The sequence below is a fragment of the Crocosphaera sp. Alani8 genome (assembly GCF_038442745.1).
GTDB lineage: Bacteria > Cyanobacteriota > Cyanobacteriia > Cyanobacteriales > Microcystaceae > Crocosphaera.
In genome coordinates this window covers 32,357-53,790 of sequence record NZ_JARVCN010000460.1, presented here as the reverse complement: position 1 = coordinate 53,790, position 21,434 = coordinate 32,357, and the positions used below count along the sequence as shown (strand labels likewise).

At 38.8% G+C, this 21,434-nt stretch carries 22 protein-coding genes and 1 riboswitch; of the genes, 11 read left to right on the top strand and 11 right to left on the bottom strand.

Features of this window, described 5'->3' with window-relative positions; all coding sequences use genetic code 11:
- Nucleotides 1-2 precede the first annotated feature (2 nt).
- A complete protein-coding gene (locus tag P9B04_RS22760; RefSeq protein ID WP_342057244.1) occupies nt 3-863 on the bottom strand; it encodes an RnfABCDGE type electron transport complex subunit D in 861 nt (286 codons plus the stop codon).
- A 294-nt stretch (nt 864-1,157) separates the two neighbouring features.
- Between P9B04_RS22760 and P9B04_RS22755 the strand changes: the two genes are divergently transcribed.
- The 3 genes from P9B04_RS22755 to P9B04_RS22745 all read left to right on the top strand — a co-directional run bounded on the left by P9B04_RS22755 (nt 1,158) and on the right by P9B04_RS22745 (nt 3,995).
- The gene (locus tag P9B04_RS22755; protein ID WP_342057243.1) at nt 1,158-2,627 is read left to right on the top strand and encodes an efflux RND transporter periplasmic adaptor subunit; all 1,470 of its coding nucleotides are present in this window, start codon (nt 1,158-1,160) and stop codon (nt 2,625-2,627) included.
- Between the two features lie 351 nt (nt 2,628-2,978).
- Nucleotides 2,979-3,569 carry a DUF3611 family protein gene (locus P9B04_RS22750; protein WP_342057242.1) on the top strand — a complete coding sequence of 197 codons (591 nt, stop codon included), beginning with the start codon at nt 2,979-2,981 and terminating at the stop codon, nt 3,567-3,569.
- Between the two features lie 255 nt (nt 3,570-3,824).
- Nucleotides 3,825-3,995, top strand: coding sequence for a DUF3611 family protein (locus P9B04_RS22745; protein WP_342057241.1), 171 nt, complete (start codon nt 3,825-3,827; stop codon nt 3,993-3,995).
- Between the two features lie 344 nt (nt 3,996-4,339).
- Here P9B04_RS22745 and P9B04_RS22740 read toward each other — a convergent pair whose 3' ends face one another.
- The 3 genes from P9B04_RS22740 to P9B04_RS22730 all read right to left on the bottom strand — a co-directional run bounded on the left by P9B04_RS22740 (nt 4,340) and on the right by P9B04_RS22730 (nt 6,700).
- Nucleotides 4,340-4,822 (bottom strand): SH3 domain-containing protein, encoded by a 483-nt coding sequence (locus P9B04_RS22740; protein WP_342057240.1) that lies wholly within the window; start codon nt 4,820-4,822, stop codon nt 4,340-4,342.
- A gap of 75 nt (nt 4,823-4,897) precedes the next feature.
- Nucleotides 4,898-6,400: an AAA family ATPase gene (locus P9B04_RS22735; protein WP_342057239.1), complete on the bottom strand. Its 1,503-nt coding sequence runs from the start codon at nt 6,398-6,400 to the stop codon at nt 4,898-4,900.
- Between the two features lie 75 nt (nt 6,401-6,475).
- A complete protein-coding gene (locus P9B04_RS22730; RefSeq protein WP_342057238.1) occupies nt 6,476-6,700 on the bottom strand; it encodes a hypothetical protein in 225 nt (74 codons plus the stop codon).
- A 127-nt stretch (nt 6,701-6,827) separates the two neighbouring features.
- Between P9B04_RS22730 and P9B04_RS22725 the strand changes: the two genes are divergently transcribed.
- Nucleotides 6,828-9,674 carry a cation-translocating P-type ATPase gene (locus P9B04_RS22725; RefSeq protein WP_342057237.1) on the top strand — a complete coding sequence of 949 codons (2,847 nt, stop codon included), beginning with the start codon at nt 6,828-6,830 and terminating at the stop codon, nt 9,672-9,674.
- A 131-nt stretch (nt 9,675-9,805) separates the two neighbouring features.
- Nucleotides 9,806-10,531, top strand: a complete 726-nt coding sequence (rsmG, locus tag P9B04_RS22720) for a 16S rRNA (guanine(527)-N(7))-methyltransferase RsmG (RefSeq protein ID WP_342057236.1) — start codon at nt 9,806-9,808, stop codon at nt 10,529-10,531.
- A gap of 100 nt (nt 10,532-10,631) precedes the next feature.
- Here the strand turns inward: rsmG and P9B04_RS22715 are convergent, their stop codons facing one another.
- From P9B04_RS22715 to P9B04_RS22700, 4 genes are all read right to left on the bottom strand, one after another.
- The gene (locus tag P9B04_RS22715) at nt 10,632-11,192 is read right to left on the bottom strand and encodes a response regulator (RefSeq protein WP_342057235.1); all 561 of its coding nucleotides are present in this window, start codon (nt 11,190-11,192) and stop codon (nt 10,632-10,634) included.
- Nucleotides 11,193-11,383: 191 nt separating this feature from the next.
- Nucleotides 11,384-11,695: a hypothetical protein gene (locus tag P9B04_RS22710; RefSeq protein WP_342057234.1), complete on the bottom strand. Its 312-nt coding sequence runs from the start codon at nt 11,693-11,695 to the stop codon at nt 11,384-11,386.
- 11 nt (nt 11,696-11,706) lie between these two features.
- Nucleotides 11,707-12,378 (bottom strand): glutathione S-transferase family protein, encoded by a 672-nt coding sequence (locus tag P9B04_RS22705; protein ID WP_342057233.1) that lies wholly within the window; start codon nt 12,376-12,378, stop codon nt 11,707-11,709.
- Nucleotides 12,379-12,438: 60 nt separating this feature from the next.
- On the bottom strand, nt 12,439-12,747 hold the full coding sequence (locus P9B04_RS22700; RefSeq protein WP_342057232.1) for an MTH1187 family thiamine-binding protein: 309 nt from the start codon (nt 12,745-12,747) through the stop codon (nt 12,439-12,441).
- 241 nt (nt 12,748-12,988) lie between these two features.
- On the opposite strand from P9B04_RS22700, the gene P9B04_RS22695 reads away from it, so the two are divergent.
- Nucleotides 12,989-14,095 carry an FG-GAP repeat domain-containing protein gene (locus tag P9B04_RS22695; protein ID WP_342057231.1) on the top strand — a complete coding sequence of 369 codons (1,107 nt, stop codon included), beginning with the start codon at nt 12,989-12,991 and terminating at the stop codon, nt 14,093-14,095.
- Between the two features lie 137 nt (nt 14,096-14,232).
- On the opposite strand, the gene pirA is transcribed toward P9B04_RS22695, so the two are convergent.
- From pirA to P9B04_RS22680, 3 genes are all read right to left on the bottom strand, one after another.
- A complete protein-coding gene (pirA, locus tag P9B04_RS22690; RefSeq protein ID WP_342057230.1) occupies nt 14,233-14,388 on the bottom strand; it encodes an arginine synthesis PII-interacting regulator PirA in 156 nt (51 codons plus the stop codon).
- A gap of 13 nt (nt 14,389-14,401) precedes the next feature.
- Nucleotides 14,402-14,569, bottom strand: a complete 168-nt coding sequence (locus P9B04_RS22685; RefSeq protein ID WP_342057229.1) for a hypothetical protein — start codon at nt 14,567-14,569, stop codon at nt 14,402-14,404.
- A 34-nt stretch (nt 14,570-14,603) separates the two neighbouring features.
- A riboswitch (Glutamine riboswitch) is annotated at nt 14,604-14,664 on the bottom strand.
- Between the two features lie 44 nt (nt 14,665-14,708).
- Entirely contained in the window at nt 14,709-15,146 is a 438-nt protein-coding gene (locus P9B04_RS22680) for a hypothetical protein (protein WP_342057228.1), read from the bottom strand.
- Nucleotides 15,147-15,634: 488 nt separating this feature from the next.
- Between P9B04_RS22680 and egtD the strand changes: the two genes are divergently transcribed.
- The 5 genes from egtD (at nt 15,635) to P9B04_RS22655 (ending at nt 21,254) form a co-directional block, all read left to right on the top strand.
- Complete coding sequence (gene egtD, locus P9B04_RS22675; protein WP_342057227.1) at nt 15,635-16,642, top strand: L-histidine N(alpha)-methyltransferase; 1,008 nt, start codon at nt 15,635-15,637, stop codon at nt 16,640-16,642.
- A 77-nt stretch (nt 16,643-16,719) separates the two neighbouring features.
- Complete coding sequence (ovoA, locus tag P9B04_RS22670) at nt 16,720-18,072, top strand: 5-histidylcysteine sulfoxide synthase (RefSeq protein WP_342057226.1); 1,353 nt, start codon at nt 16,720-16,722, stop codon at nt 18,070-18,072.
- Between the two features lie 47 nt (nt 18,073-18,119).
- Nucleotides 18,120-19,325: a YcjF family protein gene (locus tag P9B04_RS22665; protein ID WP_342057225.1), complete on the top strand. Its 1,206-nt coding sequence runs from the start codon at nt 18,120-18,122 to the stop codon at nt 19,323-19,325.
- Between the two features lie 224 nt (nt 19,326-19,549).
- Nucleotides 19,550-19,867 carry a thioredoxin gene (gene trxA / locus P9B04_RS22660; protein ID WP_342057224.1) on the top strand — a complete coding sequence of 106 codons (318 nt, stop codon included), beginning with the start codon at nt 19,550-19,552 and terminating at the stop codon, nt 19,865-19,867.
- Between the two features lie 274 nt (nt 19,868-20,141).
- The gene (locus P9B04_RS22655; RefSeq protein ID WP_342057223.1) at nt 20,142-21,254 is read left to right on the top strand and encodes an ABC transporter permease; all 1,113 of its coding nucleotides are present in this window, start codon (nt 20,142-20,144) and stop codon (nt 21,252-21,254) included.
- The last annotated feature ends 180 nt before the right edge of the window (nt 21,255-21,434 follow it).

Below are 21,434 nucleotides of genomic sequence, written 5' to 3'. Positions count from 1 at the left end.
GTTTAAGACGATATGGTGAGGTGAGCATAGCTCACCTTCCAATTAAAACCGAATGAATGTAAATAGTAATCGAGAATAATAGTTAGAGGTGATAAACAAAATAATGCCCAGAAAATAGATGTTGAAATGTAGAGAGAATATTGAAGGGTGAAGGTTAGTATAGCAATAGCGATCGCCCACAAAATACGACCTAAATAATGATTGGGAATAGAACGGGGATCGGTGAGCATAAATAGCGCAAATAATAATAAACTTCCTGTCATTAGATGATGACTCAAAACATCCCAACTCCAACCTAAACGGAAATTGCGAACTGCTTCGAGCAATGTATAAACTACCAAGAAAACCGCCGAAGTTTCCCAACGACCAACCCTTTTTAAAATCATCGCTCCGGCACCTAAAAATAGTAGTAAAAACCAGAAATCATTACCCCATTGTCCGGGGGACACCCAAGCATCTTGAGTGAAGGTTAATGCGGCAATAATGCCGAAATTAGCAGGATTAAAAAAATGTTTTTGATTAACTCGAAAAATGAACTTACTAGCAATTGCTAAACTACCTGCTAAGATCATGGTTGTAGCCTGATTAGCTCTTAATAAAAGACATAAACCCAAAGCAGTAATTAATGCGCTACGCCAAGAAGCAATAAATAGGGGATTAATTAGTGATAAATTCCAACTAAATTTTTGTTTTTGTTTAAGAAAATACATCCCAGAAGTTAATAATAGTTGTGTCAATAAACAACTAATAATAACCACAACAATTAACTCAGGTTTTAAAGACCAATCGCGGGTTATGATACCCAACCCCAGAAAACTACTGAGGAACAAAATTTGATAATCTCGGTCATCCTTTAGAGTCATAGTGAATTTTTAGACGGTGACACTCTTTATTTTATAGGCATATTAAGCAGAATAATCACTTGAATCTTCTTATAAAAAAATCTTAAATCGAAAAATAAGATTAAATAAATTAATCTTTCCTATTAAAATTTAATACATTATCGCCGTATGGAATAGATAGTAACCATTGAATGTCAGGGAATTAGTAAAAAATTTTTAATTATTTCTGTTTCTTGTCGTGCTAATACACAACATAAAGGTTAATATGGAGGAAATAATACGTCGTTTTGTTGCGTTTCTTACAAAGATAACTTTATGGAAGTTCCTGTGTTTAATAAAGTCAGTCGTCCTCTTCCTTGGATCCTAGCCCTTATGACAGGCGGATTACTTTTGGTGGGAGGGTTCACCTACAGAATGGCTAAAACCCCCGTTTCTGAGAGTGAACTGGACAAAATGACCGTTATGGCTGAACGGGAAAGCCTCGCAGTGGATATCGAAGCCAGTGGAGTTGTAGAACCCATAGAAAGCGTTAACATTAGTCCCAAAAATCCAGGAAGGTTGGTGCAGTTACGAGTGGAACAGGGGATGAAAGTCAAAGAAGGGCAAATTTTAGCTCTTATGGAACACAGTGAGAATAAAGCAGAAGGAAAATTCGCTGAAGCCAGATATCAACAGGCTCTAGCTGACTTTGAAGCAGCCAAGATTCGTATTCCTAGTGAGGTTAGACAGGCAGAAACTCGTTATATTCAATCCCAAAGTCAACTACAACAAGCTCAAGCTAACCTAAAGAGAGCAGTAGAGAGAATTCCCAGGGACATTGACCAAATAAAGGCACAAATTGTATCCGCGCGCTCAGGGTTGCAATTAGCAGCCTCTCGTGTGAAACGGAATGAAGAATTACTTCAAGAAGGAGCAATAACTCAAGATCGATTCGATGAACTGCTCAATAACTACAATAACGCTCAAGCTAGTGTAATTGAACTGGAAACTAGACTAGAACAGGCAAATCAAACCCAAAACCCAGAAATTGATCAGTTAAAGCACGAAGTGTTACACGCCCAAGCAATGGTAGCTGAGACACAAATTCAACTAGAAGAAAGAAAACGAACCGCCGAAATGGATATTGCCAGCTTAGAGTTGGCTGCCGAAGCGGCAAAAGCTGAACTAGAAAGAGAGGTTATCCAATTTCAAGATACCGCTATCCGTGCGCCTTTCGATGGTGTTGTTACCCAAAAATACGCCAACCCAGGGGCTTTTGTAACTCCCACTACATCAGCCTCTAGCACCGCTTCTGCTACCTCCAGTTCGATTTTAGCCATCGCACGAGGATTGAAAGTGGTGGCTAAAGTGCCAGAAGTGGATATTGCCATGATTAAACAAGGGCAACCCGTGACCATTGCAGCGGATGCTTATCCAAACGATATTTTTCAAGGGCAAGTGGTTTTGGTCGCTCCAGAAGCCGTTGTAGAAGAAAATGTGACCTCATTTGAAGTAACCATCGCTCTGAGGACCGGACAAGATAAGTTATTATCGCGGATGAATGTTGACGTGAACTTTTTGGGAGAAGAAATTAGTGATGCTCTGGTGGTTCCTACCGTAGCTATCGTTACGAAAAATGGAAAAACAGGAGTCATGGTAGCAGACGAAAACGAACAACCTCAATTTAAACCCGTTACTATTGGTCAAGTGTTGGACGAAAAAACCCAGGTTCTTTCTGGTTTAAACCCTGGAGAAAGGGTATTTATAGATCTACCGGAAGACACACAAAATCAATCGTTATTTTAATAACAAGACTCATTAAAGGGAAAATACAAACTTTTTATTTGATTGATGAACTAGAAAGACGTAATCAAACAGCTTTTTCATGAAAATTGGTTTTTAATAAAATAGCTGTCATTGGTCATTATTTTAGGGGTTATACGTCTTTTCCAGTAGGGGAAAAATTTAAACCGTTTTTACAGCACTTTGTGAATTATTAAAGTACATTTTACAGCTGCCTCCTACCTCAATTCTTAACTTCTTGTGCCACACTAAGTCGAAAACTGCTGTAATTACCCATGATTCTCTAGAAGGATTAAAAAAAGCGATCGCCAAATTTCAAACCAATCACCCTACTATAGAATTTTAAGCCTAGATATGTTCCAATTATTGTCTCGTACCCCACCTACTCATTTTCAAATTGCTGCTAACTTACGCCGTTTGGGTTGGATTGGTTTTTGGTGCCAACTTATTTTAGGTTCTATTCCTGTTATTTTATTAACGTTTCAATGGATATTTTCCAAAGAAGAGACAATGACAGGAATCGGTATTACTAATATTTTTAGTTTTATTGATATTATGACCCTTTTATTTACTATTTTTTGGTGTTTTGGTTATACTCGACCAGCAAAGAAACTTGAAAACTCTGAAAAATACCCAAAAAAAGCTAAGGTACTTCGGAACGTCTGGATTGGTATTACGGCTAATTTAGCGGTTATGTTTCTGGCTGTTTTAATTGGAGTTATTACTCTGGGGAGATTACTCTACACTATTCTTTCATTACCTCAAGGGGCAACCACAATTTTACAGGATACTGCAAACAAAGCCTACGCAGTTCACTCGTGGGATGTAGTTTGCCCGTCTTTAGGCGGAGTGAATATGGTATCATCAACTAAGTGCGGTAATGCCCGTAAGAGATTTATCGGTGTTTCTTGCCTAGAATTGTCTAGGTTTCTGTACTCAGTATAGCTGGTTAACTCCCTCTGAGACGTTTTTCTGCGACGGACAAGCCCTACCCAGTTGAACAGAATCAAAGTCATAGCAGGTTTAATATGCTCCTTAATTCGAGCTATTAGAGATCTAAAAAACCCATACAGTCTGCTGTCGGGCAGCCAGTGGAAGTTAAACTAAAATGTTTGTGGATTCGGTCTGGCGGGGGCATGGTTTGAGAAAACTATGTCTAGCTAAGAGGATGTGAAGCAATAATCCCACGCAGTTCTACTCGTGGGAGTGTCAAAACCTGTACCGGGGGGAACTATGGTTAACCCTGGTTTGGTGATTGTACCAATGGATATTTTAGGGTTATTGGCAGTAATGAATGTCATTTTAGCAGGATTAGTAGGAGTTACCATTAGCTTATGGTTGTTGTCTCGTATTCATGTTTGGCAACCCTAATTTTGAAAAATTTGTTAATTATCATTTCCAAAGATAACTTTTAGCTTATTGACAAACTGAAACTAATTTTGGAAAATATGAATATCTCTTTGAGGGAAAGGGATGCTAATGTCGTTAGCATCAAAAGTGGGTTTGGTATCATACTCAATCAGATTAGTATCAGTAGATCACAAACATTCTTGTGGAGATTGCAGAGGAGCAGGGAGACGAGCGAAAGTTGGTCACAAGGGGTCACAAGAACCCTGCGTTGTCTTACAGCGCAAGGAGCGGGTATGGTAAATCGGGCAAAAGGAAAACTGGTCGCAGTTAACACCCATTTTTGTGCGACTAATTGGCCTAACCGATTATTCTATTTCTTGTACATTGCCGGCTTTAACCCAACCTTCTTGTTGATTATTGGGGAGACGAACCTGTTGCCAATCACCATCGGCACTGCTTTTTAGTACGATTAGCTCTGTGTCGTACTCCACACCGCCTATTCTTTCTCCGTCGGAGGATGGTTGCGATCGCAGACTCAACCCAGTTGACCAAGTAACTTTAGCTCGATAAGCTCCTTGAGGAAGTTTCTCTGTTTCCTCTTCCATCACTGTTTCTGTGGATACCACTTCTTCGACAGGTTTAGTTTCCGTTGCTTGCTGAGAAGCGGGATCACTATCGGCGTTGGCGGTAGTATCTTGAGGTTTCTCCTCGGCAAACAGGGGTTTTTCTGGGTTAGCATTCATGCGAGTAAAGACGACATAGGCAAGAGAGGCAGTTCCCCCCACCAAGAGGAAAATACCCAGGAAAAAACCTAATAAGAATTGAAAAACACCAGATAAACGATTCATAACGATAACAAGATATAAGATAATGTAGGGTTACATATTAACTTTGATTCCACTGATTTGGCCTGTGTTCCCGATTTAGGAAGTCAGAGAGTTCAAAGAACTTTGACGAGAAGCTAATCGCGCTTTTCCTGCCGCCGCCCACTGTCGTAAAAACTCAATTTCTTCTTGGGCAGTTCGAGCTAGGGGTATAATTTGACTTGCGGCTTGTAGGACATCATCGGTGGTAAAGTCACGGTTTTGACTAAACCCAATGTGCATAGCTTCGATTATAGTTTGTTCTATTTCTGCCCCTGAAAAGTCTGGGGTTTCATAGGCGAGTCGCTTAGTGTCATAAGTTTTGAGATTGTGGGGTCGCAGTCTAGATAGATGGACGTTGAAGATGGCTTCTCGTTCCCCTTGACTGGGTAAACCGACAAAGAAAATTTCGTCAAAGCGGCCCTTACGGAGCATTTCTGGGGGTAAAGCTTTGATATTGTTGGCGGTGGCCACCACAAACACGGGGGATTTTTTTTCTGCTAACCAGGTAATAAAAGTGCCAAACACTCGGCTAGTGGTTCCTCCGTCTCCTTTTCCTTCTGCTCCAGCAAAGGCTTTATCTATTTCATCGATCCAGAGGACACAAGGGGCTAAGGCTTCTGCTAGACTAATCATCTGGCGGGTGCGAGACTCTGATTCTCCTACTAGTCCCCCAAAAAGCCGCCCCACATCTAAACGGAGTAGGGGTAAACGCCAGTGGTGAGAGATGGCTTTAGCCGTGAGGGATTTTCCTGTACCTTGGATACCCACTAAGAGTAGTCCTCGAGGGTGGGGTAAACCGTAAGACCTGGCTTTTTCGCTAAATGCTCCCCCTCGTCTCAATAACCAGTCTTTGAGGTTATCTAAACCCCCAATGTCAGAAATTTGTTCGGTAGCGGGGTAAAAATCAAGAATTTGGGTTTGACGGATGGATTGACGCTTTTCTTCTAAGATTAGTTCTACGTCTTCTGGTTCGATGCGTCCATGACTAGCAATACAACGGGTCAAAACTCGGCGTATTCTTTCTAAAGAGAGTCCTTGTGCTGCCCTTACTAATTCGTCTATTAATGTATTGGATAATGGTTGTCCTGTGGCCCCGATAAGGCGTTGTAGTTCGCTTTCAATCTCTGGGGTGATGGGGAGGGGAAAATCTAAAACCGTAAGGACTTCGCTTAATTCTTCGGGGATTTGTAGTTGAGGAGCAAGGATGATGATGTTCTTGGATTGGGATTTTAAGCGACGGGAGAGGTTTCGTAGTTTGCGAGAGATGGATACGTCTTCTAAGAAACGTTGGAAGTCCCGTAAAATGAAAATTCCTCCAATATTATTGGGCAATTGTTCTACAAATTCTAATGCTTGTAGAGGGTTGCGTCTGCCGAATCCTTCGTTGTTGGGATTGTCTTGATAGCCGTCTACAAAGTCCCATACATAAACGGTTCGGTTAGCTAGGGTTTTGGCGCACTGGGCGATCGCTGTTTCGAGTCTTTCTTCTTCGTTGGTGGGAATGTATATTAAAGGGTAGCAAGCTCGTAGCAACAGTTCAAATTCTTCTTGAAAGGTCATCTTTTAATTACTTTAGGATGAATTTTTCCAAATAACTACCAACAAGGGAGGGTTATAGACCCCTTTTTTTTGGTGCTATTTAACCATAAGTTTACGATAAGCTACAAGCAGTTCTTTGAACAACAATTTGACTAACTTATCCCCCACTCTTGCTTTACCTAATTGTTTCAGGGAATTATTGCCAGAGCAATTAGGGTCAATTTTGCCATCATTGGTTAACTTTGCTTGAATATCTTTGAGATGGCTTTTATAGAATTCCATAACCGGTGGTTTAGGGTTTTTTGGTGGTGCAATGGCCATGTATTGACCGATTATCGGTAACAGTCCATTAATTAACGACAGTTTACAATTTTGTGATCAATCGGAACCCTTGAGAAAGTAAACAGTAAGATCAACACAAGTAGAGAATTAACTTATCTGTGTTCCTGTGATCCGATCCTATTCTGCCCATACCCTTCCCCAAAAAAAACAATCCTGGCATACTTACTCTGTAGCTAAAACCCTAGACATTTTGGGAACTGATCCCCAAGTTGGGTTAGACACAGAAAATATTAATCAAAGACAACAACATTATGGCCGTAACGAAATAGAAGAAAACGTAGGCCGCAGCAATTGGCAAATACTCCTCGATCAGTTTACCAACATCATGTTAATCATGCTGATCGTTGTCGCTATTATTTCTGGTATTTTGGATATTGTTGAACTAAGCAACAGTGGAACAACTAAAAGCGGCCTCCCTTTCAAAGACACTATCGCCATCTTTTCCATCGTTATCTTAAACGGACTATTGGGTTACTTACAAGAAACCCGCGCCGAAAAAGCCCTAGCCGCCTTAAAAAAGCTATCTTCTCCTAGAGTACAAGTGCTGAGAGACGGAAAACGTCAAGAAGTGGATGCACCCTTATTAGTACCAGGGGACATTATTATAATCGAAGCTGGAGATACTTTGTGCGCCGATGGTCAAATTATAGAGGGATCTCATCTACAAATTAGAGAGTCAGCCCTAACAGGAGAAGCCCACGCAGTTGAAAAAAATATCTTAACCCAAGGGTTACAAGAAGATACCCCCGTGGGAGATCGGGTAAACATGGTCTTTACTGGAACCGAGGTAATTCAAGGACGGGCCAAAGTTGTGGTTACCGGCACGGGAATGGACACAGAACTGGGGAAAATCGCCGAAATGTTACAATCGGTGGAAACGGAAGACACCCCCTTACAGCGACGTATGACCCAGTTAGGGAACGTTCTGGTAACAGGTTCATTGATTATGGTTGCTGTGGTGGTGGTGGCAGGAACCCTCAAAGCCGGATGGGGACTATTACAAGAGTTAATCGAAATCTCTTTGAGTATGGCGGTTGCTGTGGTTCCGGAGGGTTTACCGGCGGTTATTACGGTTACTTTGGCCCTGGGAACCCAACGTATGGTTAAACGCCACGCTTTGATCCGTAAACTACCGGCTGTGGAAACATTGGGATCGGTTAATGTTATTTGTTCCGATAAAACAGGAACCCTAACCCAGAATAAAATGGTTGTCCAAGAAGTAGAAACCCTCGAAGGTAACTATCAAGTTACAGGGACAGGATACGAACCGGTGGGGGAGTTTATTTGTAGCGAGGCGAAAAATAGTATTCGTTGCAGTCGTTACGGCGCATTACAAGCTTTATTATTTACAGGGGTTTTATGTAACGATGCCCATTTGTCCCAAGAAGAAAAAGACTGGAGCATTATGGGTGATCCCACGGAAGGATCGTTACTAGCGTTAGGGGGGAAAGCTGGGTTACAACAATCAGAGTTAGAAGAAGAATATACAAGGGTGGCAGAATTTCCTTTTTCTTCTGAACGCAAACGCATGAGTACCGTCTGTCAAGGTAGGCAAAACGGCGATCGTTGGCCTAGTTGGCAAAGTCAACCGGATCACGAATATGTTTTGTTTACTAAAGGATCTCCCGAATTAATCCTCGAACAATGTCAATATTATCAACAAGGTCGACGGGTTCATCCCTTAACCGAAGAGCAAAAAGAACAGGTATTGAGAGGTAATAATGGCATGGCTAAGCGGGCTTTACGGGTGTTGGGTTTGGCCTATAAACCCATCCCACAAATACCAGACGCAACGGAAGCAGAAGAGATCGAACAGGGGTTAATCTGGTTAGGGTTAGTGGGGATGATGGATGCTCCTCGCCCTGAAGTTAAAGCGGCTGTGGCTAAATGTCGGGCTGCCGGTATTCGTGCCATCATGATTACAGGGGATCACCAACTCACCGCTCAAGCGATCGCCCAACAGTTAGGAATCATCGCAACAACTGATAACATCTTAACGGGACGGGAATTAGAAAAGTTATCTCAACCTCAGTTAGAGGAAGAGGTAGACAGGGTGAGCGTTTATGCCCGCGTTTCCCCTGAACATAAATTACGCATCGTCCAAGCATTGCAGAAGGGCAACAAATTTGTGGCTATGACTGGGGACGGTGTGAACGATGCACCCGCCCTTAAACAAGCGGATATCGGTATTGCTATGGGTATCACAGGGACGGATGTGAGCAAGGAAGCGAGTGATATGGTATTGCTGGATGATAATTTTGCCACTATCGTCGCTGCTACGGAAGAGGGACGGGTGGTTTACAGCAATATTCGTCACTTTATTAAGTACATTTTGGGTAGTAATGTGGGGGAAGTTATTACTATTGCAGCGGCCCCATTAATGGGACTTTCTGGTGTTCCTTTAACCCCTCTACAAATTCTTTGGATGAATTTAGTTACGGATGGTTTACCGGCTTTAGCTTTGGCAGTGGAACCTGCTGATCCTCATATCATGGAGCGTCCTCCTTCTAATCCTCAAGAAAGCATTTTTGCCCGTGGTTTAGGGTTTTATATTGTTCGTATTGGCATCATTTTTTCTATTGTTACTATTAGTTTAATGTCCTGGGCATTTTATGACGCTCAACAACCTGGTCATGATCCCGAAAGCTGGAAGACAATGGTATTTACCACCCTTTGTATTGCTCAAATGGGTCATGCGATCGCCTCTCGTTCTACTACCCGTTTAGCTATTGAAATGAACCCTTTTTCTAACCTTTATTTATGGGGTGCTGTTATTGTGACAACGATTCTACAATTAATGTTAGTTTATGTTGCCCCGTTACGGTCTTTCTTTAACACAACAGTATTAACAGGCGAACAATTAGTTATCTGTTTGTTGTTTAGTAGTTTGATGTTTGTTTGGGTGGAATTAGAAAAGATTTTCTTCCGTCTTTATCGGAAATTTAAACATTAAACTATTGTAGGGTTCAATGGCCGTTGAACCCTACCGAAAACAGAAAAAGATTGATTTGATGTATTATAAAAGTATCTCAACTAAATCCAAAATTTATAGTATCATTCAACTGTTCACCTTTGACTTAATTAATGGAATTACCCACATTCAAAGACATTTGGCAAGATAGTTTACAATGGCAACCCACACAAGATCAATTAGAACAATGGGAAAAGTTATATCAAGAAATTTTATTAATTAATAATCAAATTAATTTAACCCGAATCACTGAACCAAATGACTTTTGGGAAAAGCATTTATGGGACTCTGTAGCTGGTGTGATTGGCTTAGATTTTTTACAGTATAAAGAGTCATTAAAAGCAATTGACATTGGAACAGGCGCAGGTTTTCCCGGTCTTCCTATTGGTATTATCTTTCCTCATTGGCAAATAGCATTGCTAGATTCAACTCGTAAAAAAATTAATGTTATTAAACTCTTTTTAGAAGCATTACAATTGTCTAACTGCCAAACAATTATCGGTCGTGCAGAAGATATAGGACATTTTCCAGAACATCGAGAAAGTTATGATTTAGGATTAATTCGTGCCGTGGGGGAAGTTTCAGTTTGTGCTGAATATATTTTACCTTTTCTCAAAGTAGGAGGAATTGGGGTTTTGTATCGAGGAAACTTGCAAAACCAAGAAGAAATAAGCCTAGACAATGCTTTAAAACAATTAGGAGGAAAACTGATCCTAGTTAAACAATTTAAAACCCCTTTAACTCAAAGTGTACGCCACTTTATTTATGTTGAAAAAACCATTAAAATTTCTGAACAGTTCCCTCGGGCTGTAGGGGTTCCTAAACAACAACCTTTATAGTTAGTAGGATATGGCTATAAAAATAATCTGAAAGAAAAGTAATTTATTAGAAATCTGCCCTTGCTAGTGAAGTAATAGCAAGGGGATATTCCTTTAATTTCTACCCTTTTTGTCGGAGGAAACCTAATACTTGTCTTAGTTGTTTCTTGAGTAGATCAATTTCCCCTTGCATGGTATTAACTTGTTGACGAAGAGAAACAATTTCTTTAGCCATAGCGGCACCATCTTTGACATTTCCTGTAACTTGAGAAGTGTTTCCTGCTGTTTCTTTTGGTTTAGGATGCTTTCTAGCTTTAGCCATAGCATCTTTAATAGCGCCGAGTAATTGTTTTTTCTCGAAAGGTTTTTCAATAAAAGAAAAGTATTCAAAAGGTTCGTTAAGTTTTTCAACAACCTCTTCTTTTCTTCCTGACATCAAGACAAGAGGAATTTTTTTGAGATCGTATTCTTTTTGCACTTCTTGATAAACATCCCAACCACTCATTTTAGGGAGTAGAAAATCCAACATAATGAGGTTAGGTTGTTCGCTACGGATAAGATTGTATCCTTCAACACCATCTTTGGCTTCGAGGACTTGAAAGTTACCTTCTGGTAACATATCTTTAACCCGCATCCGAATCACTTTACTATCATCAATGACGAGTATTTTATGAGTTGACACAGTAAACCCCCCTATAAGCGTTAATTTGATGGTCTTTGAGGTAATCGATCTTTGCCCTTGATGGCTATAGATTGGTTATCCTTCTCCCTTAAGATTCCCCAAGATTCCCTCAAACTAACAGCCTTTAAAGTAAAAATTTGGGCTAAATTTTTATAGTCATTTTCTTCTGTTAAAGATGACTTTCATCATACTCAAGGTATTATGGGCAGAGGAACAAAGGTTTTGAGCATTTTGCGTATTTTCAATAAAAAAATAAGATTTTGCAATTTTGAGTCGATTTCGGGGGGATAAGGACTCTGTGCTAATTTTTCTTGGATTTGAGCGTATTCTGCTGCACTTAGGGGTTCTCCATCTACGGGCGATCGCCCCTCAGTGATAATTTCGGTCCGCAACACTTCTTCAGGAATGTCCTCTGGGGGTGGTAAAGTTACCCCTACCTCAAAAAATACCATTTGTAGAGCTAAACTGATGGGAATGGCACGATAAAGTGGGTTATAGACCATGATTTTATCTCCTATACAGACAGTCCTGGGGGTAAAGTTTCACCACACATATTATGAATGGTAACAATTTTTTCAAATAACCAAGGATAAGCTTGACGATAGTAAGGAATTAATGCCAGGGGACTGAGTAAAGCTGTTGCGGTAATGTCAGCTATACTCAAGGAGTCTCCGACTAAGTAGGGTTGCTCTTTCCAGTAGCCAAGGACATTCATCGCTTCTTCTAGGCGTTTTTGAGCTAATTCAACAGTTTTTGGTGTAATGCCGTATTGACGACGGACAATATTGATCACCAGTTGACTTGATAGAGATGGATCGATGGATTTTCCTTCTCCTGCACGATAATTATAGTAAACAAAACGAGTTGCTGTACCAATACTTTCGTCTAACCAATCTTCTAATAATAATGCTTGGGTTTGTTTGGGGGGATCACATAGCATGAAAGGGGGATCTTTTTGATAGGTTTCAAGGTAGTTAAAAATGCAAGTTGAGTCTGCTATTGCCTCGGGTTGTCCTGTTTTTTGGGGGAGCAAAACTGGCACAGTACTTAACCCTGTCAGGGGTTTTAGTTTCAAAATATGTAATCCTGGGGTTAAGTTTTCTACTTGATAGGGGATTTTTTTATAACCTAATGCTAGTCTTGCTTTTCGGCAGTAATGAGAGGTGCTAAATTGTAGTAGTAACATATTATTGACTTATAAGTATAAAAGTCTAATTATACAAAGCTTTGATCAGAAAAATACTGTTTAATTTAACTCCATATTAATCGAGTTAACACTATCAATCTTATCAGCAATAGTTTGTTCCCTATCAGTACGAGTTCCTAACCGAATCGAGGTACTAATTCTCGGACTTCCTATCTCGTGAATTTTCTCATGGCAACGTTTTAGAGCTGCCATTACCTCATCCCATTCTCCTTCCACATTGGTTCCATATCCATGAAGTTGTGGATTGAGATTGGCTTCTGTGAAGATAGTTAAGCAAACAGCTACATACTCAGAAACAGAAACCCCTACTCCCATAGGAATAACACAAATATCAGCAATAACTTTCATCAAACGTATTAATATCTAACAATTAATTCATATTTTACCAGTTAACCTAAGCATTTTTCAATTGAATAGAATAACCGAAAATTTAACTTCTGCCTTCTGCCTCAAAGCTAGAAAGTTTATAATCTATGCAAATAAATACTGCTATCATCTTTGACAATAGGTCTTTTGACTAACCTTAATAATTGTGCCAAGATAGCCTCTTGAATTGTCTAATTATTATTAATTGTAGGAGTGGATAAACGTGAGTTTGAATTTTAGTCGTACGGACTTCTTGGTAGGTAATACACCTCTATCTATTGCATCAGGGAACTTTAACGATGATATTAACCAGGATTTAGTGGTGGTTAATTTCGAGAGCAATGATATTTCAGTATTGCTAGGGGATGGAACAGGAGATTTTAGTAATCGTACCGATATCGCTGTAGGAGAAGCTCCAACTTTTGTTGCAGTGGGAGATGTTAACAATGATGGAATATTAGATCTAGCAGTTGCAAATAATATCGATAATAATGTTTCTATACTGTTAGGAGATGGGGTGGGTAATTTTTCTTCTCCCACTAACTTTTCTGTGGGAAATAGCCCGGTTCCCTTGACCATTGGAGACTTTAACAATGATGGTAATCTCGATATCGCCGTGGTTAATTTTGAGGGAGATGATGTCTCAGTGTTACTGGGAAATGGCACTGGCAATTTCTCTCTTAATCCTGACAATTTTGTAGTTGGAGATGGACCTTTTGCCGTAGTTACTGGCCTTTTTGATGATGATGATTTCTTAGATTTGGCAGTAGCTAATGCTTTTAGCGATGACGTTTCTATCTTATTGGGAGATGGAATCGGTAACTTTGGTTCACCCAACAATTTTGTTGTAGGAGATAGACCAGATGCACTAGCAGTAGGGGACTTCAATAGTGATGGTGAATTAGATTTAGCAGTTGGCAATGCTGATGATAACGATGTCTCGATTTTGTTTGGAGACGGATTGGGGAGTTTTGGAAACCGCACAGATTTTCCAGTGGGACTTTTACCCCCTTCTATTGCGGTGGGGGACTTAAATGACGATGGAAATGAAGATTTAGCAGTGGCCAACTTTTTCAGCAATGATGTTTCCTTACTTTTAGGAGATGGACTCGGAAACTTTAGTTTCCCTCGTAACATTGATGTGGGTGATGCAGCTAGAGCGGTAGTGATTGGAGATTTCAACAACGACAATAGGGAAGATTTGGCGGTTGCTAATTTTAATAGTGATAACATTTCAGTTTTAGTTGCTACTCCTGAACCCAACGCTATTTTTGGATTCATTCTGTTAGGTTTATTAGGAATAGCTACAAAATGGTCAAAACTGAGATAATCTTGTTTTAAAATCAAATATTTCTAGCTAAATTGATTGATTCAATCAGACTGATATTAAAGTCAAAGAGTCCTCGTTTCTAAGTTATGGTTGAAACGAGAACTCTTGATTACCTTGGAGTAAAAACTCTGTTAAGGTTAAGGACTGTAGTAGCTTTTTTCTGCTTCCAATTGCTGAACTAAACGACTTTGTCCTTTAGTCTTTGCAACTTGCAAACGATGCTCTAAGCTTTTCAAAATGTTAGAGCGATGAAGATGAGCAACATCGCTTAAGTGCTTTTGGTTATTGGTCATAACTCACCTCTATTTATGCTTTTAAAGATTGAACATAGATACCCATCTCTGAGGAAAGGCGCAATAACATCGATAGTCTACGATGTTGATGCTTGCTACGTTTTTGAGCGATTAAAAAGCGGGATTTAGACTGTAAATCGTCTAACCCCTTCGGGCGAGTAATTGCATTGTTCAAGGGCATAACGCCTCCTTCTGAATCGTGGTGAATCGAATGAGGCGCGTTCCTTCGGGATAGTTTTCCCTACTTCCGTCTGCTGTTGCCAGCAGATGAACGATTTATCCTGCTGTGTTAATATCTTAACATTTTTTTCTATTTTTAGTTACTGTCTAGCTTTCAGGAAAGGAGAATCCCCTGCACGGTTGGGGTGAAGATGTTGGAGAAAAAAATCAACAGTGGTTTGGTTAATCAAACCCTTGAATACAGCCAAAGCACCGATTCTCATCCATATCCTTCCCTGTCCTTGTTCCTCTAAGATATTATGGAGTTGACTATCATTGATTAAGCCCGCTTTCTTTAGATAATAGCCCAGATATTGAGGAGTTCCTTCGCGAGCTTTCTCTAGGGTTCTGGCCCAATCTTCAGCGAAAAAATCGGCAGTTTGTTGTTTTATCCAACCTTTTTGAGCTAAAATTTCCCCTAAACGACGTTGGGGATTTTTCTTCTGCTCTTTTAGTGCAATCTCAACCTGATGAGGGCTGACTAGTCTTGCTTGTTGTAACAGACTTCCCAAAGTTTGTTCACTTTTTGTTTTAGCCATTGAAGGTTCCTCACTAGGGTTAGGTTTACTCGTCAACCTTATTGTTCCCCAATTTTTCTAGTTAATTTCACCGAAGACAAATTGTTTGTCTGATGTTGCAAATGACAATAATTTATTTTCTTGACAAATACACTTTTTTATGGAAGGAAAACTATCAAAACTATCATGTCTCAATTGCTTGAATATGGTGGTAAGGTACTCAACGAGTTTTCTAGAACTCCACTAATAATATATTTGGGAAAATATAAACTGTGTTGTACATTTGTGCATTCATTTATTGTACTTTTTTTTTATGACAATCACGTTAAGTTTAGTTAAAAAAATAAAAAAGCACCTAAAGGTTCATGTTACTGCAAATAAAAGTTATGCTCTTGTAGCTATATAGAGTATGCGAAATGAAAAAAATTAAGGTTAGCAATTTGTTTTTTACAGAAAATTTGTTTTAAAATAAAAGAGCAAAATCGAACACAGAGCATCTGTGTTATTGTATGTTGAATGAGCCAAAAACAGAAAAATTTAAAATCGAGTATTTACAATCACTTGAAACAGGGAAAGACGCAAAACAATCCTGGGGTCAAGATGTTAAGGAAGGGTTAAATCAATATCCTAAAAGCATCCCACCTAAATATTTTTACGATGACCGAGGATCTCTATTATTTGAACAAATTTGTCAGTTACCAGAATACTATCCTACTCGAACAGAAGCAAGTATTTTAAAACAATATTCAGGGGAAATTGCACAAATTACAGGGACTTGTGAATTGGTTGAATTAGGGAGTGGAAGCTCTACGAAGACTCGCTTATTACTAGATGCTTATGAGCAACAAAAAAAGGGTTTTAAATATATGCCTATTGATGTTAGTGCAGGAATTCTCAAAGAAAGTGCAATACAACTAAAACAAGATTATAATTCTTTGGATATTCTGGGTTTAGTAGGGACTTATGACGAAGCTCTAAGCCATTTAGACTCTTTTGCTTCTCAGAGGAGAATGGTATTTTTTTTAGGCAGTTCTATAGGTAATTTTAGTGATGTAGCCTATGATAATTTCTTAGATAAAATTGCACAAGTTTTAAACAATGGAGATTATTTTTTGTTGGGGGTTGATTTACAAAAGCCTAAGTCTATTTTAGAAGCTGCTTACAATGATAGTCAAGGAGTAACTGCAACTTTTAATTTGAATATGCTGAATCATTTAAACAATAGATTTAAAGGGAATTTTGATCCTAACTGTTTTAAACATAAGGCTATTTACAACGAAGAAAAAAAACAAATAGAGATGTATTTGTTGTCAGAAAAAAAACAAAAAGTAAATCTCGAAGCTCTTAACCTAGCAGTTAGTTTAGAGAAAGGAGAAAAAATCTTAACCGAAATTTCTCGAAAATTTGATGTAGAAGATACAAAATATAAATTAGCCTCTAAAAAATTAAAACCAATAAAAATATTTACAGATGAAAATCAATGGTTTGCTTTAATACTTAGTCAGGCGATAAAATAGCTTAAAGTAAATAAAAGTATAGTATTCAATACTTAATCACATTTAATTTAGTTTATTAACATCTACTGGGAATCATTATGTCACTTCTAAAATCTCAACTACCTGTTTTTCTTGATAACTGTTCTCGAGACTCCATAATTGATTATTTTCAGAATAGTTGGGAATTAGAAAACATATTAATGGAAAGTATTGTGGATGATGAAACATTTTATATCAATCCCGATCCTTTAAGAAATCCATTGATTTTTTATTTAGGACATTCTGCTGCATTTTATATTAATAAATTAATTCAAGTTGGGTTACTAGAAAAACGAATTAATGCAGATTATGAAGTATTACTTGAGTTTGGGGTTGATCCTGAAAATTCAGAAGAATTAGATCAAGCTATCGCACACATTAATTGGCCAAAGGTTGACGATATTTGGGAATATCGAAATACAGCTTATGATGTCATTTTAAAAGTCATTAAAAATACCTCTTTAGAACTTCCCATTCACGAAAATCATCCCCTTTGGGGTCTAATGATGGGAATGGAACATCAACGAATTCATTTTGAAACCTCTTCCATGTTATTTAGACAACTTCCTACAGAAAAACTAGAGAAACCTCGAGGATGGCAATATGCACCTTCCCACAAAAATACTAATAGTAATAACATGGTTTTGGTAGAGGGTGGAACTGTAAAACTAGGAAAAGAAAGAGATGATAAATTATATGGATGGGACTGTGAATACGGCGATCGCTTAGTTAAAGTTAAATCATTTTTTGCTAGTCAATACTTAGTTAGTAACGCTGAATTTCTAGAATTTGTCAATAATAAAGGTTATGAAAATGAAACTTATTGGGACGAAAAATCCTGGCAATGGAAAGAAAAAAATAGTGTTAGAAATCCAAAATTTTGGCAATTAAATGACGGCGAATATTATTATCGTGCCATGTTTGATGAAATCCCTTTACCCTTAGACTGGCCAGTGGAAGTTAATTATTACGAAGCTATGGCTTATTGCCGTTGGAAAGGAAAAGAAACTAGATTAATGAGCGAAGCAGAGTGGAATTTAGCTACTTACGAACCACAGCAAAATTATCAACTCGAAATTGAAGAGGTAAGCCAGTATAATCTCAATTTAAAATTTGGTTCTCCTAGTCCAGTTGGATTATTAAAAACAGCCCAAAGTTACTCGGGATTATGGGATTTACGGGGAAATGTTTGGGAATGGTTAGAAGAAGATTTTAAACCTTTACCAGGTTTTAAACCCCATTTTCTCTACGAAGATAATTCTGCTCCTTTTTTTGATAATCGTCATAAAATGATGTTAGGAGGGGCTTGGGTAACTCAAGGGACAGAAACCTTGAAATATTATCGTAATTGGTTCCGCCCTAACTTCTATCAACACGCAGGTTTTAGAATAGTAAACAGTGATAACCAATAATCGGTAACTGATACTAGTTTAATTCCTTGAAGCTAATATTATCAGCAATGAATCAAGTCTTTCAATCAACCAAAAATTTTCTCAAAAATAAATTATTACCACAAAAAATTACTCAATGGTTTCAGGTGAGTGGTACACAAATAGCAGAAATTTTAGAAACAGTAAGAGAAAAATTACCCACCACCGAAGCTATTTTAATTGGAAAAACCCAATCCGGTAAAAGTTCAATTGTCAGAGGATTAACAGGGGTTTCAGCAGAAATTGTTGGTCAAGGATTTCGTCCCCATACCAAACATACGAACCAATATACATACCCCAACGATGATTTACCGTTACTAATTTTTACCGATACAGTAGGATTAGGAGACATCGAACAAAATACGGATTCCATCATTCAAGAATTAACCGACAAATTAGAATCCTCCAACCAAAAAGCAAAAGTAGTTATTCTAACCGTCAAAATTGATGATTTTGCTACAGAAACCCTAGCCAAAATTGCCCACCAATTACGTCAACTATCCCCTAAAATTCCCTATATTCTTGTTGCTACTTGTCTTCACGAAATTTATCCTCCCCGTACCCAAAATCATCCCCCTTATCCTCCCAACTTTGAAGAAATCAATCGCAGTTTTAACCATCTCAAAAATGACTTCCAGAATCTTTACGACGATGCCATTCTCATTGACTTTACCCGAGAAGAAGACGGTTACACCCCTGTTTTTTACGGCTTAGAAACCCTCAGAAACGCCATCGCCCAAAAGTTACCAGAAGCGGAATCTATAGCCATTCATCAACTTCTAGAAGGGGAAACCAGCGAGAAAATTGGTAATCTTTATCGAGACGTTGCCCGTCGCTATATTTGGGCTTTTTCTGTGGTAGCAGGTACTTTAGCCGCTGTTCCTCTACCCTTTGCTACTATGCCCGTTTTAACCGCTTTACAAGTATCTCAGGTGACATTGTTGGGGAAACTCTACGGACAAATTTTGACCCCATCCCAGGCTGGTGGTATTGTAAGTGCGATCGCAGGAGGGTTTTTAGCCCAGTCTATCGGACGAGAATTAATTAAGTTTATTCCTGGTTTGGGAAGTGTTATTGCTGCGTCTTGGGCTGGTGCCTATACCTGGGCTTTAGGGGAAGCAACTTGTGTTTATTTTGGAGATTTAATGGGGGGAAAAAAACCCAATCCTGAGCAAATTCAGACAGTGATGCGAGAAGCCTTTAAACAGGCACAAAATCGCTTTAAAAAAAGCTAATGACTTCATTTTAATAGAAGAGTCAGGATATTTGTTAGCTTGAATGGCGGACTTAGCATTAGGTGTACATCATCAGTCCGGGAAAACCTATATAATTCGGATATGAAAAAAGTTGTTTGATTATATGATGATCTATCATAGTTATAGGGAAATAAAATTTAGGGTTTTCTGAAATATAGCAACTAGCATTGAAAACCTTATTAACCAACCAAATCTCAGCAACTATGGCACTTAAAAAACAATTTTCCAGTTTTGAAGAAATGTTATCCGCATCAACAGTCCCGGTTCTCGTAGATTTTTATGCGACTTGGTGCGGTCCTTGTCAAATGATGTCCCCTATCTTAGAACAAGTGGGAACCCAGATGCGAAGTCGTGTACAAGTTGTCAAAATAGATACAGACAAATATCCAGGAATTGCCTCTAAATACGGTATCCAATCTTTGCCAACTTTGGTTTTATTTAAAAAAAGTCAACCAATAGAAAAATTTGAAGGTGCTATGCAAGCCTCTCAATTAATGCAACGTCTCAATCTTTTGATTTGAGTGGAAAACAAAAAAGCGTGAGGATCTTGATCAAAAAAGCAGGGGTTCAATCCCCTACAATGACTTAGTTTTTGTTAACTAAATTACGACTTAGCTTGTGTAGAAAATCCTCACCACAGCTAGTTATTTTTTCATGAACTTTAGCTACTTTGATCATAGCTTCATTTCTATTATTTGCTTATTATCTGTGATCAGTAATATTTTTGTTACTAATACTAAAATGTTATTTAATGGAAAGAATTATAATTATTGAGTTAACGCTTAAGCTTTAGTTATGAACTGGTGGAAAAAACTTAAAGATAACCCCTTAGCTCGTTTTGGAGCAGTTCTACTGATAATTTTCTATATAGCTGTAATTGCTGCGGATTTTGTCGCTCCTTATAATCCTTATTCATCCCAAGCTGATGGTTCTCTTCTTCCTCCCACACAGATTTATTGGACAACCAAGGGAGGTGACTTTATTGGCCCTCATGTTTATCCTGTCACCCAAAGTCCTACGGATGTTGAGACGGGGAAACGTAGTCTAAACGTCAATTTTGAGGAACCTTCCCCCATTCGCCTTTTTGTCAAAGGTGAAACTTACCAATTCCTGCAAATTCGTCTTCCTTTACCCCCTTCTTTTGAAGAAGTGGAATTGTTTCCAGGTATTTCAGTTAATCGTCATCTTTTTGGCACTATTGGTTCAGGAAAAATCAATTTATTGGGAACCGACGAACAGGGACGGGATCAATTCAGTCGTTTACTGTTTGGGGGGAGAATTAGCCTCTTTATCGGTCTTGTTGGTATTATTATCTCTTTTCCCCTGGGAATGATCGTCGGGGGTATTTCTGGCTACTTTGGAGGCTGGATCGATGGTATTTTGATGCGTCTGGTAGAAGTTTTGATGACCATCCCTGGAATTTATCTTTTAGTGGCCTTAGCTGCTGTGCTTCCCCCAAGTCTCAGTAGTGGACAAAGATTCCTCTTAATCGTTTTAATAACATCTTTTATCGGTTGGTCAGGACTGGCCAGAGTTATCCGCGGTCAAGTATTGTCCCTCAAAGAACAAGAATTTGTCCAGGCCGCAAAAGCGATGGGAGCAACTCCTTGGCGCATAATTGTTCGTCATGTACTGCCCCAAACAGCTACATACATTATCATCTCAGCAACACTGGCTGTTCCTGGTTTCATTGTTTCTGAGTCCGTTCTCAGTCTGATTGGGTTGGGAATTCAGCAACCTGACCCCAGTTGGGGGAATTTACTGTCTGTGTCTACCAATGCCTCGATTTTGGTACTTCAACCCTGGTTGATTTGGCCCCCTGCTTTGATGATTATTTTGACGGTTCTCTCCTTTAATTTGCTTGGAGATGGTTTAAGAGACGCTCTTGATCCTCGCAGTCTCGAGTAGTTTGTCGATTCTGTATATTTTTGTTAATTTCTTAGTTATGGGAAAAATTTAACCTTGACTTTTTCTAGAATGTTGAGAGAAACTTACAATAACTAGAGTGAAGCACCCATTAAATGTTAATTTTTGCTAACATTTAACTGGTGCAGTCAAAGTGAATCAAGATAAACGTCTTGGTAACAA

Bases quoted from the DNA above. Each gene is read 5' to 3' on its own strand.
- ovoA (WP_342057226.1), top strand. From the start codon at position 16,720: ATGTCACTTCTAAAATCTCAACTACCTGTTTTTCTTGATAACTGTTCT.
- P9B04_RS22665 (WP_342057225.1), top strand. From the start codon at position 18,120: ATGAATCAAGTCTTTCAATCAACCAAAAATTTTCTCAAAAATAAATTA.
- egtD (WP_342057227.1), top strand. From the start codon at position 15,635: ATGTTGAATGAGCCAAAAACAGAAAAATTTAAAATCGAGTATTTACAA.
- P9B04_RS22680 (WP_342057228.1), bottom strand. From the start codon at position 15,146: ATGGCTAAAACAAAAAGTGAACAAACTTTGGGAAGTCTGTTACAACAA.
- P9B04_RS22685 (WP_342057229.1), bottom strand. From the start codon at position 14,569: ATGCCCTTGAACAATGCAATTACTCGCCCGAAGGGGTTAGACGATTTA.
- P9B04_RS22760 (WP_342057244.1), bottom strand. From the start codon at position 863: ATGACTCTAAAGGATGACCGAGATTATCAAATTTTGTTCCTCAGTAGT.
- P9B04_RS22740 (WP_342057240.1), bottom strand. From the start codon at position 4,822: ATGAATCGTTTATCTGGTGTTTTTCAATTCTTATTAGGTTTTTTCCTG.
- P9B04_RS22705 (WP_342057233.1), bottom strand. From the start codon at position 12,378: ATGTTACTACTACAATTTAGCACCTCTCATTACTGCCGAAAAGCAAGA.
- P9B04_RS22655 (WP_342057223.1), top strand. From the start codon at position 20,142: ATGAACTGGTGGAAAAAACTTAAAGATAACCCCTTAGCTCGTTTTGGA.
- P9B04_RS22730 (WP_342057238.1), bottom strand. From the start codon at position 6,700: ATGGCCATTGCACCACCAAAAAACCCTAAACCACCGGTTATGGAATTC.
- P9B04_RS22750 (WP_342057242.1), top strand. From the start codon at position 2,979: ATGTTCCAATTATTGTCTCGTACCCCACCTACTCATTTTCAAATTGCT.
- rsmG (WP_342057236.1), top strand. From the start codon at position 9,806: ATGGAATTACCCACATTCAAAGACATTTGGCAAGATAGTTTACAATGG.
- pirA (WP_342057230.1), bottom strand. From the start codon at position 14,388: ATGACCAATAACCAAAAGCACTTAAGCGATGTTGCTCATCTTCATCGC.
- P9B04_RS22700 (WP_342057232.1), bottom strand. From the start codon at position 12,747: ATGAAAGTTATTGCTGATATTTGTGTTATTCCTATGGGAGTAGGGGTT.
- P9B04_RS22710 (WP_342057234.1), bottom strand. From the start codon at position 11,695: ATGGTCTATAACCCACTTTATCGTGCCATTCCCATCAGTTTAGCTCTA.
- P9B04_RS22735 (WP_342057239.1), bottom strand. From the start codon at position 6,400: ATGACCTTTCAAGAAGAATTTGAACTGTTGCTACGAGCTTGCTACCCT.
- trxA (WP_342057224.1), top strand. From the start codon at position 19,550: ATGGCACTTAAAAAACAATTTTCCAGTTTTGAAGAAATGTTATCCGCA.
- P9B04_RS22755 (WP_342057243.1), top strand. From the start codon at position 1,158: ATGGAAGTTCCTGTGTTTAATAAAGTCAGTCGTCCTCTTCCTTGGATC.